Source organism: Streptomyces sp. MCA2, assembly GCF_023544705.1.
In the GTDB taxonomy this organism is placed as follows: Bacteria; Actinomycetota; Actinomycetes; order Streptomycetales; family Streptomycetaceae; genus Streptomyces; species Streptomyces decoyicus.
The window spans coordinates 1-14,644 of record NZ_JAMJFM010000029.1; the positions used below are offsets into that span (position 1 = coordinate 1).

Consider the following 14,644-nt stretch of genomic DNA (forward strand, 5'->3'; position numbering starts at 1 on the left):
TCCCACCTCCCTCTTCTCCCCATTCTTGGCAGAAGGGGCGCACAGGGCGCACCCCCGCGAGAGGATTGTCAGTGGCTGCCGGTAGCGTTTCGACAGAAACGAGGAGCGGGCGGGCATCAGCGGAAAAAGACCATCTGCGGTCAGCTGCTGCGGCCCGCCCCGGAAAGTGCCGTATCCGCCGTGGGGCACGGCGAGCCGGCATGGAGCGTTGGAGACAAGGAAGGACGGCGAACTGCCGTGTATCGCTGGGAGATCACCCGGGCCGCTCTGGCGCAGCGGGTTTTCGCCATCGTCCGTAGCAGAACCTATGACGAGGCGAGCGCCACGGCCGACACCCTGCTGTCAGCCGGCATCACCAGCCTGGAGATATCCCTCACCACCCCCTTCGCCCTGGAGGCGGTCACGACTCTCACCCGTGAGCTGGGTGACGACGCCATCATCGGTGCGGGCACAGTCCTTGACGCGGTATCGGCGCGCATGGCGGTCGACGCGGGCGCCCGCTACCTCGTCTCGCCGAGCCTTGACGCCGAGGTCATCCGTACCGGCCACCGCTATGGCATCCCGGTCTTCCCCGGGGTGTCGACGCCCACCGAGATGGTCCGTGCGCTCGAACTCGGTGCGGACGCGCTCAAGCTGTTCCCCGCCTCGGCGCACGATCCGTCCTGGCTGGCGGAGGTCCGTGCCTCGCTTCCGCAGGCGCCGCTGCTGCCGACGGGCGGGGTGACGGTCGACAGCGCGCCGGAATGGATCGCAGCGGGGGCCGTTGCCGTGGGCATGGGGGCGGCGCTTTCCGAGGGCGACCGTGACACCGTTGCCAAGCGCGCCGCCGACCTCCTCAGCCGACTCGACGAAGCCGCTCCCCACCGCCCGACGACCAGGGGCACCGCGGACCTGTACGAGGACTGACGGTTCGCCGGCTCGTCGGCGCGCCGCTGCCGCAGCCCTCCGCCCCTCCACCGTCCCACTGGCCGGTCAAGGGGTTCACCTGAACCACGGGCTCTGCCACTCTGAGCGCTTCGATCATGTGATCACGCTGCCGCGTACCGGAGTCACAGGAGCCGTCATGAAGCGCGTCGCCACCCTCTCCGCCCTTGCCTGTCTGCTCGCCGTCACCGCCGCCGCCCCGGCGGCGTCGGACGCACCCGCCGCGAGAGGGGGCGCCACGCCCACGGCCCGCGGGAAAGCGTCGGCCCTCGACACCGTCCCCCGGCGCGGGGTGCTGCGGGTCTGCACCACCGGCGACTACCGCCCCTTCAGCCACCGCGACCCCAAGACCGGCACCTACAGCGGTGTGGACATCAAGATGGCCGAGAATCTCGCCAAGAGCCTCGATGCCACACCCCGTTACGTGGCCACGACCTGGGCCGGGCTCGTCGGCGACCTCTCGGCCGGCCGCTGCGACATCGCCATGGGCGGCGTCTCGGTCACCCTCCCGCGCGCCCGTTCCGTCTACTTCAGCGAGCCCACCCGCACCGACGGCAAGACGCCCATCGTGCGCTGTGCGGACAAGGACACGTACCAGACCCTGCGGCAGATCGACCGGCCCGGAACGAAGGTCATCGTCAACCCCGGCGGGACCAACGAGGAATTCGCCCGCGCCCACCTCAAGCAGGCCACCATCACGGTCCACCCGGACAACACGACGATCTTCGACGAGATCATCGCGGGCCGGGCGGACGTGATGATGACCGATGCCAGTGAGACCCGCTACCAGGCCAAGATCCACCCCGAACTCTGCGCACTCCACCCGGACAAGCCCTTCTCCTTCTCCGAGAAGGCCTACGCCCTGCCCCGCGGCGACAACGAGTTCAAGGCGTATGTGGACCAGTGGGTGCACCTGGCCACCCATGACGGGACGTACCGCACGTACGAGGACGCCTGGATGAAGTAGCGGACCGTTTGGAGCCGTGTCGTTTTGGAGAGCTGGCTCTCCTATCGGTCAGGCTTCGGAGGTACGGGCGAGAGGCGGGTGGCGAGATGGCCGGGACGGTGCGGGAGAGCGCGGTGCGGGAGGGTGCGGTGAGCGCGGTGCTCGATCTTGCGTCGGCGCAAAAGGCGCTGGACGCACAGCCGTTCAGCAGGCTGGTGCAGGCGCGGATCACCGAGTTCGGGCACGGTGCGGCGACCCTGGAGATCGATATCCGCGAGGAACTCCTGCAACAGCACGGTTTCGTGCACGGCGGAGTGTTGTCGTACGCCGCCGACAACACCCTTACCTTCGCCGCGGCCACGGCCCTGGGCCCGGCCATCGTCACCGGCGGCTTCTCCATCCAGTACCTGCGCCCGGCCGTCGGCCGTACGCTGCGCGCCCGCGCCGAGGTCGTCCAGGCCGGGCGCCGGCAGGCCGTGTGCCGCTGCGATCTGACGGTGATCGGCGCGGAGGGGGAGGAGAGCGTGTGCGCGGTGGCGCAGGGGACGGTACTGCCCCTCAACGGGCCGGCGGGCGGCAACGGTGACGGGTAGTCGGGACCCGGGCGCTTCAGCCGTCGCTGCTCGCGCCGGTCTCGGTGCCGGTCTCGCGGTGTGACGCCTGATGCCCGACGACATTGACGATCCGGCCGTTCGGGTCCTTGACGAAGAAGCGGCGGACGCCCCACTCCTCGTCCTGGAGCGGCCGGACGATCTGCGCGCCGCCGGCCAGTACGGCTGCGTAGGCCGCGTCCACGTCGTCGACCTCGATGCTCATGTCGGGGGTGACCGGGGCGGTTTTGTCATGCGTCATGAAAATGAGCTGCGCGGTGGGGTTGCTGGGGGACGCCAGAGTCATGATCCAGCCCAGGTTCATGACTTCCTCGAGCCCCAGCAGACCGTAGAACGTGCGGGTTTCCTCCAGGTCGTCGGACTGGATGTCGGGAACGACACGGCGTACGCGCATGACGGGTGACTCCTCGGGGAGGGGGCGGTGGTTCGCGCTGGAACGGCTTCACCCGCATCCCGTCCTCCCGCTGTCGGGGCGAACCGGCGGAGGTGCACCCGCTCCGGTGGATGTGACCGACGAGGGCAGTGTGCCAGCCGCGGCGCCGGAAGTGGCCGTTCCGGAGCCACCTGGGCTTCCGCCCCGGGGCCACCTGGCTCCTGCCCCGGGGCACCTGAGCTCCCCCGGGGCCGCCCCGGCCCCGCTACGAGCCAGGAGGCCGCCCCCTCCACCTGCCCTTGTCCGGACAATGTGACCTCCGGACTTCCCGTCATCTGCCCGGACGGATACGCTCGCGAGCGTGGGGAAACGCGAAACAGAAGATGCCCTGGGCGCCGAGAGCCCCGTCCAGTTCAGCGTGGACCGGAGCAGTCCGGTCCCGCTGTATTTCCAGCTGTCCCAGCAGCTGGAGGCCGCGATCGAGCACGGCAAGCTGGCTCCCGGCAGCCTGCTCGGCAACGAGATCGAGCTCGCCGGCCGGCTCGGCCTGTCCCGGCCGACGGTGCGGCAGGCGATCCAGTCGCTGGTCGACAAGGGGCTGCTGGTGCGCCGTCGCGGCATCGGCACCCAGGTCGTCCACAGCCAGGTCAAGCGCCCGCTGGAGCTGAGCAGCCTCTACGACGACCTGGAGGCGGCCGGACAGAAGCCGGCCACCCGCGTGCTGCTCAACACCACCACCACGGCCGACGCCGAGGTCGCCGCCGCGCTGGGAATCGCCGAGGGGGACGAGGTCGCGCTGGTCGAGCGGCTGCGGCTGACGCACGGCGAGCCCGTCGCCCATCTGCGCAATCACCTCCCCGTGGGGCTGCTGAAGCTGGAGACCGCCGCGCTGGAGGAGACCGGTCTGTACCGCCTGATGCGGTCGGCCGGCATCACCCTGCACAGCGCCCGTCAGGCCGTCGGTGCGCGCGCCGCGACCGCTGAGGAGGGCGAGCGCCTCGACGAGCCCGAGGGCGCTCCGCTGCTCACGATGCAGCGGACGACATTCGATGACACCGGGCGCGCGGTCGAGTTCGGCTCGCACGTCTATCGCGCTTCCCGTTACGCCTTCGAGTTCCAGCTGCTGGTACGGCCCTGAGCCCCTGAGCGGGGAGGGGCGGCCGGACTCCCATCCCCTGGCCTGAGCGGGGAGGGGGCGGCCGGACTGCCTGCCCGCCGGCCCTGAGCGCGGCATGGGCCCCGTAGCGCCCCGAGTGCGCAACGCCGGGCCCCGGCCCTCCTGCGCCTGCCTGCCCGTGCCCGTCCATGCGTGCCCGTGCATGCCCCCGCACGTCCCTGATGCCGCCCCCGGACCGGTCGATTCGCCGCCCCGGGCCCGAGCGGGCGGAGCGGTATCACCCTCAATGCCCGGTTATGACATACCGGCGCGGCGCCTCCTCGTCAGAATGTTCTGACAAACCATTGACGTGGCTCCGCGCGCGCCGTTACAAACTCCTCCAGCCGCATTCCGGCGGCCGGGAGAAAAGGCGGTCCCACGATGATCGGCGTGCGTACGGCTGGTCCCCTCACTGTCCGCAGCGTCGCGGTGCGCCGCGCCGCCGCTTTACTGGCGACCGTCGCGCTGGCCGGTGGATGCAGTGCCACCGGCGGTGAGGACGCCGACGGTGCGGGCGGTGGATCCGGCAAGGGCGCCGGCACCCCGCGCATGACCATCGGCATGGTCAGCCACTCCGGCGACGGCGACACCTTCTGGGACATCGTGCAGAACGGTGCCGAGCAGGCGGCCGCCAAGGACAACGTGAAGTTCCTGTACGCCCATGACAAGGAGGGCGCCCAGCAGGCCGCGCTGATCCAGTCGTACATCGACCAGAAGGTGGACGGGCTGATCGTCACCCTCGCCAAGCCGCAGGCCGTCAAGGCGGCCGTCCGCAAGGCCGTGGCGCAGGGCATCCCGGTCATCACCGTGAACTCCGGCGGCGAGTTCTCCCGTGCATACGGGGCGCTGACGCATATCGGGCAGGACGAGTCGGTGGCCGGGCGCGCGGTCGGCGAGGAGCTCAATCACCGGCATGCGAAGAAGGTCCTCTGCGTCGTCCACGAGCAGGGCAATGTGTCGCTGGAGGACCGCTGCGCCGGCGTCCGCAAGGCCTTCCACGGGCCCGTCGAGAACCTCGATGTCGACGGCACCAACGCACCGGCCTCGCAGTCCTCGGTCGAGGCCAAGCTCCAGTCGGACAAGTCCCTCGACGCGATCGTCACGCTCGGCGCGCCGATGGCGGCGATCTCCGTCAAGGCCAAGGAGGAGGCGGGCAGCGGGGCCCGGATCGCGACCTTCGATCTGAACTCCGCCGTCGTCAAGCTGCTCAAGGCCAAGGACGTCACCTTCGCCGTCGACCAGCAGCCCTACCTCCAGGGTTACGAGGCGGTGGATCTGCTCTGGCTCCACAAGGCCAACGCCGATGTGCTCGGTGGCGGAAAGCCGGTGCTCACCGGGCCCGCGCTGGTCACCGAGAAGGACGTACCGAAGCTGACCGAATACACCGGGCGAGGCACCCGGTGAAGCCACAGGGAAGACGGGACCCGATGAACCGGGACAGATCACCGGTAACGGATACTTGGCCGGTTGGGCCCGGCCGACCGGCGCCGGAGGCGGTGCAGGACACCGCCCGCGCACGGACCGGCCGGTCCGGACAGCGAATACAACCAACGCAGCCGACACGGCAACATCAGCGGGAAGGGCGAGTCCTCGTGGCACGGGTTCGAAGAAGGGGACGCGTCGTCAGCGCCGTGCTGGCGGCGGCGCTCGGCGCCTCCCTGGCGGGGTGCAGCAGCACCGGAGGTCTGCGCGCCGAGCAGGAGCGCGCCGCCAAGGCCGCCGGCGGCAAGGCCGCGGTGAACACCCCCAGGTGGACGTTCGCGATGGTCACCCACTCGGGAGACGGCGACACCTTCTGGGACATCGTCCAGAACGGCGCCCAGCAGGCCGCCGTCAAGGACAACATCAAGTTCGTCTACGGGCACGACAAGGAGGCCCAGCGGCAGAGCCAGCTGGTGCAGTCCTATATCGACCAGAAGGTCGACGGGCTGATCGTCTCGCTCGCCAAGCCCAATGCCATGAAGGACGTGGTCGCCAAGGCCGAGAAGGCCGGTATCCCGGTGATCACGGTGAACTCCGGCGCCGAGGAGTCCAAGGCCTTCGGGGCGCTCAGTCACATCGGGCAGGACGAGACGGTGGCCGGCGAGGCGGTCGGCGAGGAGCTGAACAAGCGCGGCCGCAAGAAGGCCCTGTGCATCCTGCACGAGCAGGGCAACGTCGGCCATGAGCAGCGCTGCGACGGCGCGAAGAAGACCTTCAAGGGCGATCTGCAAAAGCTGTATGTCGAGGGCACCAACATGCCCGATGTGCAGTCGTCCATCGAGTCCAAGCTCCAGGCGGACAGCTCCATCGACGCCGTCGTCACGCTCGGCGCCCCGTTCGCCCCCACCGCCGTCAAGGCCAAGGAGCAGGCAGGCAGCAAGGCCGAGATCGACACCTTCGACCTCAACGCCCAGGTCGCGACCGGTCTCAAGGACGGCACCCTCGGCTTCGCCGTCGACCAGCAGCCCTACCTCCAGGGTTACGAGGCGGTCGACCTGCTGTGGCTCTACAAGTACAACTCCGATGTCCTCGGCGGCGGAAAGCCGGTGCTCACCGGACCCCAGGTGATCACCAAGAAGGACGCCGCCGCGCTGGAGGACTACACGAAGCGGGGGACCCGATGAGCCACACCGACGCGGCGCCGCGGGAGCCCGCGGGACCGCCGGCCAAGAGCAACGGCGACGAACGGCTGCTGCACCGCTCCCTGGGGCGCCGGCTGATGGGCCGCCCCGAACTGGGGTCGGTCGTCGGCGCCGCCGCGGTCTTCGTGTTCTTCTCGATCGTCGCCGAACCGTTCCTGCGGGCCTCCAGCCTCTCCACCGTGCTCTACGCGTCCTCGACGATCGGGATCATGGCCGTGCCGGTGGCGCTGCTGATGATCGGCGGGGAATTCGATCTCTCGGCCGGCGTCATGGTCGTCAGCTCGGCGCTGATCTCCTCGATGTTCAGCTACCAGATGACGGCTAACACCTGGGTGGGGGTCGGGGTGTCCTTGCTGGTCACCCTGGCCATCGGGGCCTTCAACGGGCTGCTGCTGACCCGTACCAAACTGCCCAGCTTCATCATCACGCTGGGCACCTTCTTCATGCTGACCGGCCTCAACCTCGGCTTCACCAAACTGATCAGCGGCACCGTCTCGACGAAATCCATCGCCGACATGGAGGGCTTCGAATCGGCCCATACGCTCTTCGCCTCGCATCTGACCCTCGGCAGCGTCGACATCCAGGTCACCATCCTGTGGTGGATCGTGCTGGTCGCCGTCGCCACCTGGATCCTGCTGCGCACCCGCGTCGGCAACTGGATCTTCGCGGTCGGCGGCAACGCCGACGCCGCGCGGGCGGTCGGCGTCCCGGTCGCCAAGACCAAGATCGGCCTCTACATGGGCGTCGCCTTCGCCGCCTGGGTCTCCGGCCAGCACCTGCTGTTCTCGTACGACGCGATCCAGTCCGGCGACGGCGTGGGCAACGAATTCCTCTACATCATCGCCGCGGCGGTCGGCGGCTGTCTGATGACCGGCGGCTTCGGCTCGGCGATCGGTGCCGCCGTCGGCGCCTTCATCTTCGGCATGGCCAGCAAGGGCATCGTCTACGCGCAGTGGAATCCGGACTGGTACAAGTTCTTCCTCGGCGCGATGCTGCTGCTCGCCACACTCCTGAACGCATGGGTCCGCAAGCGGGCGGAGGAAAAGGCATGACAGCGCTGGTCGAGCTGAGAGACGTCAGCAAGTACTACGGCAATGTCCGGGCACTGGAAGGCGTGTCCCTGGAGGTGCACGCCGGGGAGATCTCCTGTGTGCTCGGCGACAACGGCGCCGGCAAATCCACCCTCATCAAGATCATCGCAGGGCTGCACCGGCACGACGCGGGATCCTTCACCATCGACGGCGAGGAAGCCTCCCTCTCCTCCCCGCGCGAGGCCCTGGACCGCGGCATCGCCACCGTCTACCAGGACCTGGCTGTCGTCCCCCTCATGCCGGTGTGGCGGAACTTCTTCCTCGGCTCCGAGCCCACCACCGGCGTGGGCCCCTTCAAGCGGCTCGACGTCAAGACGATGCGCGAGACCACCCGCAGCGAGCTGCTGCGGATGGGCATCGACCTGCGCGACGTCGACCAGCCCATCGGCACCCTGTCGGGCGGCGAACGGCAGTGTGTCGCCATCGCCCGCGCCGTCTACTTCGGGGCCAAGGTCCTCGTCCTGGACGAGCCGACGGCGGCACTGGGTGTCAAGCAGTCCGGCGTCGTCCTCAAGTACGTCGCGGCCGCGCGGGACGCCGGGCTCGGCGTGGTGTTGATCACCCACAACCCGCACCACGCCTATCTCGTCGGCGACCGCTTCGTCCTCCTCAAACGCGGCACGATGGCCGGCAGCCACGCCAAATCGGAGATCGCGCTGGAGGAGCTGACCCGTCAAATGGCGGGCGGCAGCGAGCTGGAACAGCTCAGCCATGAGCTGGCCCGGACCGCGACCCCGGAATTCCCCGGCGGTCACCGGCCCGAGTGATCATCCCCGCACCCCGCGCAGGCCCACGGGCCGCGCGGGGTGCGTTACTCCCCGTCGCGGTGCGCCGGACGCCGTCGGTGATGCACAATCGCACCGAACCCGCACATCGAGGCCCCGGCCTCCCGAGACCCGCAGGGACGAGACGACTCTTGCGAGCACGCAGCCGCCGCATGGGGGTACCACCCGCGCCCCTCAGGCAATGGGGGAGCAACGGCGAAGAGGTGGGTCGATGAGCATGTACCGGGACCGGGTGCACCGGGGATCCGCCAGAGCCACCGTGCTGCGCACGGTCGGCACCCGTGAGCGGCGCTCGCATCTGACCGCCCCACGGGTGCCCACCGTCGGTATCGACATCGGCGGCACCAAGGTCATGGCGGGTGTCGTCGACGCCGACGGCACCATCCTGGAGAAGGTCCGCACCGAGACGCCGGACAAGTCCAAGAGCCCCAGGGTCGTCGAGGACACCATCACCGAGCTGGTGCTCGACCTCTCCGACCGGCACGACGTCCATGCGGTCGGCATCGGCGCGGCCGGCTGGGTCGACGCGGACCGCAGCAAGGTGCTGTTCGCGCCGCATCTGAACTGGCGCAACGAACCGCTGCGCGACCGCCTCGCCGGCCGTCTCGCGGTCCCGGTCATGGTCGACAACGACGCCAACACCGCCGCGTGGGCGGAGTGGCGCTTCGGCGCCGGCCGCGGCGAGGACCACCTCGTCATGATCACCCTCGGCACCGGCATCGGCGGCGCGATCCTGGAGGACGGCGCGGTCAAGCGCGGCAAGTACGGCGTGGCCGGTGAATTCGGCCATATGCAGGTCGTCCCCGGCGGCCACCGCTGCCCGTGCGGCAACCGCGGCTGCTGGGAGCAGTACAGCTCCGGCAACGCCCTGGTGCGCGAGGCCCGCGAGCTGGCCGTGGCCGACTCGCCGGTCGCGTACAACATCATCGAGCGGGTCGGCGGGCGCATCGGCGACATCACCGGACCGCTGATCACCGAGCTGGCCCGGGAGGGCGACGCAATGTGCGTCGAGCTCCTCCAGGACATCGGCCAGTGGCTCGGCGTCGGTATCGCCAACCTCGCCGCCGCCCTCGACCCGTCCTGCTTCGTCATCGGCGGCGGTGTCAGCGCCGCCGACGACCTGCTGATCGGCCCGGCCAGGGACGCCTTCCGGCGCCATCTCACCGGCCGCGGCTACCGCCCCGAAGCCACCATCACCAAGGCCCAGCTGGGCCCGGAGGCCGGTATGGTCGGCGCCGCCGACCTCGCCCGCCTGGTGGCCCGCCGCTTCCGGCGCGCCAACCGGCGCCGCGTGGAGCGCTACGAACGCTACGAACGGGCGGGCCGACGATGACCGACACCGACCTGCACACCGTGCACGACGATCCGCACCCCGCTACGCCGCCCCGCGTCAAGCGCCGCCGCCCCGTGCTGATGGCGCTGATCGTCTTCCTGCTGATCGCGATCCCGGCCGGCTATATCGTCATCTCCGCCGAGCAGAGCCGGGACAGCGGCGAGGGCAAGGAGGCCGAGGCCGCCGCCACCGGCCTGACCAACGCCTTCCCCTCCAAGGTCCAGCAGCGGATCTACAACGTCCCGGTGCCGATCGGCTCCACCCCGGTCTACTACTACGAGACCAACTCCTGGCAGACCAGCTCACTGTTCGTGCAGTTCAGGACCAACAAGTGGGGCCTCGAGCACTACCTCAACGCCGTCGGCACCAGCACCGCCGCCCTCAAGAAGAACCAGAAGACGATCTCGCCCGACCAGGCGTCGAAGGTCGGCTGGGACTTCAGCATCGACGTGCCGTGGGCCGGTACGACGACCACGGGCCGGGACCCGCACCCGTACCAGCGGATCATGGTCAACTACGACGAGCCGGGGCATCCCGTCGTCCACACCGTCTCGACCGTGAAGTTCTGACCGGGGCCGGTGCCGGGGTCGGTACCGTGGCCGGTGCCGGATCGGATTGCTCCCGGTTTGTCCGGGTGAGGGTGAGGGCCTCGGGACGGGGTTCCGGTTGCGGTTCGGTACCGGAGCCGGTTCTGGTTCCGGCACGAGCGTCCGACCGCGATGGTCGCCGCTCCTCCTCCGGTCCGTAGGCTGCCGCCCGTTCCTGCCGCCAGGGCCGGGTCGCGACAAGCTGACCCGGCCCCGTCGACGGGGAGCAGCGGACGCCGCCGGCTGCTGAGCGCGCGTTGCTCAGCTGAAGACCAAGTTCAGGAGCATGGGGAAGACCTTGCTGAAGACCTGGGCGAGGATGTCGGAAGTGAACTTGGCAGGATTGACGCCTGTGCAGGCTGTCGCACCATCCTTCTTCTGCGTGGCTGCCTGATTGCTGCTGGTCGGCGCGAAGTCGGAATCCGAGGTGCAGGTTGTTCCGGTCGTGTTGTACGTACCGTCGATGTGGTCACCTGTGAAGGCCCAGTTGGCGGTGAGCTGGTCGTTGGAGCTGCCGCCGTAGGAACCGGCGTCGCCGTCGTAGAACGCGTAGTTTCCCGTGTACCAGAAGGTGAACCTGCGAAGCTCCACGTTTCCGAAAACCCGGCCGGCGGGAAGGGTCTCGGTCCGGCATTGGCCGGCCGGGAAGGAAGGAATGACTCTGCGGCCGCTCGTCCCGCTGTCACTGTCGGGATCGGTTTGCACCTTGTAGTCGATCACTGCTCGCGCCACGTAGCCCCCGTGATTGCAGATCGTGACGTGATTTTCGCCCAGGCCTCTTGCCGCTTTCCTGCTCAGCGTCAGCTGCTTCGGGAGGGTGGAACTCGTGAAATTGAAGGCGTCCACTTCGCTGTTGTTGCAGTCGGTGAGGGCGAAACCGCTCCCGATCATGCACTTGTTGTCGCCGGTGTGCCGGACCAGCCATTTATCGCCTGCCGCGTTGGGCTGGAGATTCCAGTGGCTTGTGCTGTCACAAGGAGTGTCGGCGAGGAAGTCACCGTCGTCCGCAGTGAGGCACTGGTTCGCTTTTGATTTGCTCATCAGGCGAAAGGTTCCGCCATCAGCGTCGGGTACGAGGGAGTAGCTACCACCCCAGTACAGCCCGATGCTCTCGTAGCTGTCGGCGTGGGCAATTGTCGCCGGGGGGAGCGCCGTGAGTCCTATTGCCCCTATAGAGGCCATGAGTACTCCAGCGCCGGTGCGCAATCTCGAACCAGCAGTCAGCATCCTTGATTTCCAGTCCTGTTGTCGCTCAAGGTTCGGTATCCACTCGCGGTACAGACAGGTCACCACCGCAGCACGCCATCCGCGGAATTCACCCAGGGCACCTCCGGGACAGGTGGGGGAGACGACGAGTGCAATGTGCTCTCTCGACGAGTGAACCTCTGTCCCGGGGAAGCCTGAACCGTAGAACTACGCACTTGCTTACCTGTGTCGGCGATGCCTTACGGCGGCGGACAGAGTGTTATCGGCTTTCGCTGCCGAGGCGGCAGCGCCGGCGCGCACCATGCAATGCCGCTTTCTCCGGGCCGGAAGGCGCCGGTCCTGATCACGAGCAAGGCACCCGCGTCCGTACCAGCGGATCTTGGTGAGCTACGCCGAGCCGGGCCACGCGGTCGTCTGCGTCCTCTCCACGGTGAGGCTCTGACCTGCGCGTACCCCGCTTCGGGCGTGGTCGGCGGCCGCACTCCGAGGGCTCTTCCTGACCCGGGCGTCAGGACCGCGTCAGAGAGTCGGTAGCGTGGGCGGGTGAGCGAGAAGACCCTGCAACACCGGATCGACGGACCCGACGACGCCCCCGTACTCGTACTGGGCGCCGCGTTGGGTACCACATGGCACAGGTTGTAGATCGCGTCTCGTGCGGTCCAGGTCAGGAGCGTAGGCGCAGGTCAGGCCCTTGTGGTCCAGGAGCGTCGATGCTGATGGTGAGACGCGTGTGATAGCAGGTGAGAGGTGAGGACCCCCCGTCGGCTGGCTCCGGCGGGGGTTTCTGCGTCCGGGGATGGGCCCGGTGCGTGGTGTTCGATGCGGTCTTGCTTTGCCGGCTCGCCGTTCTCGACGGTGTAGGGAGGGCAGCGGTGACGTTGCGGGCGCGGTGGCCGAAGTGCAGCAGAGGGCGGGGGCGTTACGCAGCAGACGAGGGCCGTGTGGGCCAGCGCCCTCAAACGACATGGCACCCCAGCGCAGGACAGAGCGTCGAGGCCCCACAGCCGCTGTTGGCCTGTCCCCAGCAACCTCAGCGTCGTGGCGTCTCGTGGCTTGGTTCGCCGGGCTTCGGCGTGAGCGCGGCACCTGGGGCACGGCGGTTTCTCTGGGGGTGGAACCGTCGCATGAGTGAGGGACTGGGCTTTGGTGCAGCTCAGCGTGGTCTGGCCGAGGGTACGCGGTGCGACAGGTGTGGTGGTATCGGCGAATAGGGGGTGGCGGTCGATGGACGGTAGGCCAGCGGTGCCTTCTCAGGACTTTGGTTAAGGAACTCCTCATCGCCCGGGAGGCAAGCCCATGTCGGAGTCGGCCCAGGCGCTTGCACGGCAACGCTGGTGGGGGCGGTGGACGCACCCCGAGCCCCCGCCGGCTTCGGCCCCGCGAAAATCACGGGTGTCGGGCGCGCACGTTCACCCTCCTCATGCAAATGTCGGGCTGGCCAGCGCTGCGGCCCTGCATAGCTTCACACGATCGAGGACCTGCTCTCCGGCGTAAGCGTGCTGCGCTGAGAGCAGCTATACGTCGGACGGCGGCACGACGCTGAACGGCCGTCCGCGACAGGTGGGAGGAGCCTGAAATGCCGAACAACATCACGGTGGATGTAGCACCGCAGCCGGATCCCAAGCTCACGCCGGCCAGCAGTAAGCAGCGAAAGCAATTGGACGAACTCTGCGACAAGCTGACGGGTAAGTACGCTCAGCTGTGGGGCCGCGGAACGATCGTGTCGGACAGCAACAAGCCGGCTATGCGTATCGACAACCAGGGTGTTCTGACCACACCGTTCGCCGGTCAGAACATCCAGGCCCAGACCGGCACCGTCTCCATCGCCGCGGTCGGCCTGGCAAACACTCTGAGCGACCAGAAGATGTCTCCCACGTGTCAAAAGGCTGTGGAGGACACGCTCAAGCAGGCGCTCAAGGACAGTGCACTGGACCAGAAGTGGCGGTACATCAGCGGCACCTGCACCACCCCCTGACCCATACCCAGCACGGCCCCTGCCAGGGGCGTGCTGTACGTCGAGCGTTGCCGTCCCGGCCGGGGCCTGGCGGCCGGTGAGGAACAGCGGGCCATGGGTGCGGCGGGCAGCAACTGGCGGTGCCTGACTGACAGCGAATCCACTCAATCGCCCCGCCAGAACGTCTTTTCCCGCAGTGCGACGTCCAGACGCCACAGGGCGGCGGTCTGGTTCTCCGCGAGGGCCTTGGTGCGGTCCGGCGGGGCCGGCCGCCGCTCGATGCCGATCGTCGGATCGCATGCGACCCAGCCCTGGCTCTGCCATCACCCAATCGCCTTGCGCGCGATGGGCACCTCGACCTTCTCGCCCCTTTGTCGATGGAGTCCCGACACCGTCGGCGTCGTGCATCGATCCTGCTGAACCTGCTGGTCCGGGTGGCTGGCGCAGGCCGCGTCAACCGCACTGGGCAGGTGGTGGCCTGTGAACCTGGGCAATGACCAAGGGAATGGACTTTGGGCGCGGACACCGTCGTCTCCTGCACCCCGGTGGCGTAGGGCGAGCGGAGCCCGCGCCTCGGGCCGGTTCAGGTTTCCGCCGTGGTCCTTTCTGTGTTCCACAGTTCTGAAAGGTGTGCGTGATGAGCCATGGCTTGATCGTCGTGGATGTGCAGAACGACTTCTGCGAAGGAGGCAGCGTTCCCGTCGCGGGAGGCGCGCGGATCGCCTCGGCGATCGCGGAACTGGTTGAGCGGAGTTCGGGGCGTGACTACGAGTACGTGGTGGCCACCCAGGGCTGATGCGTTCTCAGTCAGCGAGACGAGCTGATCGCCTGCGTCGTCTTCCCTGTTGCGTCGACGTGTTGAAGCGGATCGAACAGGGGTGGAAGCGTGCCGGGTTGGCGTACGTTCTGGGTGCCGGAGGATCGGGTCGTGTCCCGCGTCGTGGTGTCGGGGATCAAGCGTTACGCGTTCCGGTACGAGGCCCCTGACGATCTTCGGAGAGGCGGCAGCCCACGAGGCACCCTGTTGAGGCGAGTTGCACACCCGGTCCGGCGG

At 68.5% G+C, this 14,644-nt stretch carries 13 protein-coding genes and 2 pseudogenes; 13 read left to right on the forward strand and 2 right to left on the reverse strand.

Annotation, left to right across the window (positions count from 1 at the left end; all coding sequences use genetic code 11):
* Positions 1–237: 237 nt before the first annotated feature.
* From M8I34_RS23315 to M8I34_RS23325, 3 genes are all read left to right on the forward strand, one after another.
* The gene (locus M8I34_RS23315; protein ID WP_244417991.1) at positions 238–906 is read left to right on the forward strand and encodes a bifunctional 4-hydroxy-2-oxoglutarate aldolase/2-dehydro-3-deoxy-phosphogluconate aldolase; all 669 of its coding nucleotides are present in this window, start codon (positions 238–240) and stop codon (positions 904–906) included.
* Between the two features lie 157 nt (positions 907–1,063).
* Positions 1,064–1,891, forward strand: a complete 828-nt coding sequence (locus tag M8I34_RS23320) for a transporter substrate-binding domain-containing protein (RefSeq protein WP_250052018.1) — start codon at positions 1,064–1,066, stop codon at positions 1,889–1,891.
* Positions 1,892–1,977: 86 nt separating this feature from the next.
* Entirely contained in the window at positions 1,978–2,463 is a 486-nt protein-coding gene (locus M8I34_RS23325; protein WP_250052020.1) for a PaaI family thioesterase, read from the forward strand.
* A 16-nt stretch (positions 2,464–2,479) separates the two neighbouring features.
* Here M8I34_RS23325 and M8I34_RS23330 read toward each other — a convergent pair whose 3' ends face one another.
* On the reverse strand, positions 2,480–2,875 hold the full coding sequence (locus tag M8I34_RS23330) for a VOC family protein (protein WP_250052022.1): 396 nt from the start codon (positions 2,873–2,875) through the stop codon (positions 2,480–2,482).
* Between the two features lie 397 nt (positions 2,876–3,272).
* Here M8I34_RS23330 and M8I34_RS23335 point away from each other — a divergent pair, with 397 nt between their 5' ends.
* The 7 genes from M8I34_RS23335 to M8I34_RS23365 all read left to right on the forward strand — a co-directional run bounded on the left by M8I34_RS23335 (position 3,273) and on the right by M8I34_RS23365 (position 10,412).
* Positions 3,273–3,992: a GntR family transcriptional regulator gene (locus tag M8I34_RS23335; RefSeq protein WP_308372591.1), complete on the forward strand. Its 720-nt coding sequence runs from the start codon at positions 3,273–3,275 to the stop codon at positions 3,990–3,992.
* A 399-nt stretch (positions 3,993–4,391) separates the two neighbouring features.
* A complete protein-coding gene (locus M8I34_RS23340; RefSeq protein ID WP_250052024.1) occupies positions 4,392–5,414 on the forward strand; it encodes a sugar ABC transporter substrate-binding protein in 1,023 nt (340 codons plus the stop codon).
* 227 nt (positions 5,415–5,641) lie between these two features.
* Positions 5,642–6,616 carry a sugar ABC transporter substrate-binding protein gene (locus tag M8I34_RS23345; RefSeq protein WP_250052186.1) on the forward strand — a complete coding sequence of 325 codons (975 nt, stop codon included), beginning with the start codon at positions 5,642–5,644 and terminating at the stop codon, positions 6,614–6,616.
* Positions 6,613–7,686, forward strand: a complete 1,074-nt coding sequence (locus M8I34_RS23350) for an ABC transporter permease (RefSeq protein ID WP_250052025.1) — start codon at positions 6,613–6,615, stop codon at positions 7,684–7,686. The genes M8I34_RS23345 and M8I34_RS23350 overlap by 4 nt, the downstream gene beginning before the upstream one ends.
* Positions 7,683–8,492 carry an ATP-binding cassette domain-containing protein gene (locus tag M8I34_RS23355; RefSeq protein WP_244417985.1) on the forward strand — a complete coding sequence of 270 codons (810 nt, stop codon included), beginning with the start codon at positions 7,683–7,685 and terminating at the stop codon, positions 8,490–8,492. Before M8I34_RS23350 ends, M8I34_RS23355 begins: the two co-directional genes overlap by 4 nt.
* Before the next feature lie 229 nt (positions 8,493–8,721).
* Entirely contained in the window at positions 8,722–9,843 is a 1,122-nt protein-coding gene (locus tag M8I34_RS23360) for an ROK family glucokinase (RefSeq protein ID WP_244417984.1), read from the forward strand.
* On the forward strand, positions 9,840–10,412 hold the full coding sequence (locus M8I34_RS23365; RefSeq protein WP_250052027.1) for a hypothetical protein: 573 nt from the start codon (positions 9,840–9,842) through the stop codon (positions 10,410–10,412). Before M8I34_RS23360 ends, M8I34_RS23365 begins: the two co-directional genes overlap by 4 nt.
* Before the next feature lie 279 nt (positions 10,413–10,691).
* Here M8I34_RS23365 and M8I34_RS23370 read toward each other — a convergent pair whose 3' ends face one another.
* Positions 10,692–11,723, reverse strand: coding sequence for a hypothetical protein (locus M8I34_RS23370; RefSeq protein WP_250052029.1), 1,032 nt, complete (start codon positions 11,721–11,723; stop codon positions 10,692–10,694).
* Positions 11,724–12,179: 456 nt separating this feature from the next.
* Between M8I34_RS23370 and M8I34_RS23375 the strand changes: the two are divergent.
* The 3 genes and pseudogenes from M8I34_RS23375 to M8I34_RS41980 all read left to right on the forward strand — a co-directional run.
* Positions 12,180–12,269: pseudogene (locus M8I34_RS23375) on the forward strand (3-oxoadipate enol-lactone hydrolase); the annotation flags it as partial.
* Positions 12,270–13,212: 943 nt separating this feature from the next.
* Entirely contained in the window at positions 13,213–13,611 is a 399-nt protein-coding gene (locus M8I34_RS23380; RefSeq protein ID WP_250052031.1) for a hypothetical protein, read from the forward strand.
* Between the two features lie 616 nt (positions 13,612–14,227).
* Positions 14,228–14,380, forward strand: a pseudogene (locus M8I34_RS41980) (nicotinamidase); the annotation flags it as partial.
* Positions 14,381–14,644 lie beyond the last annotated feature (264 nt).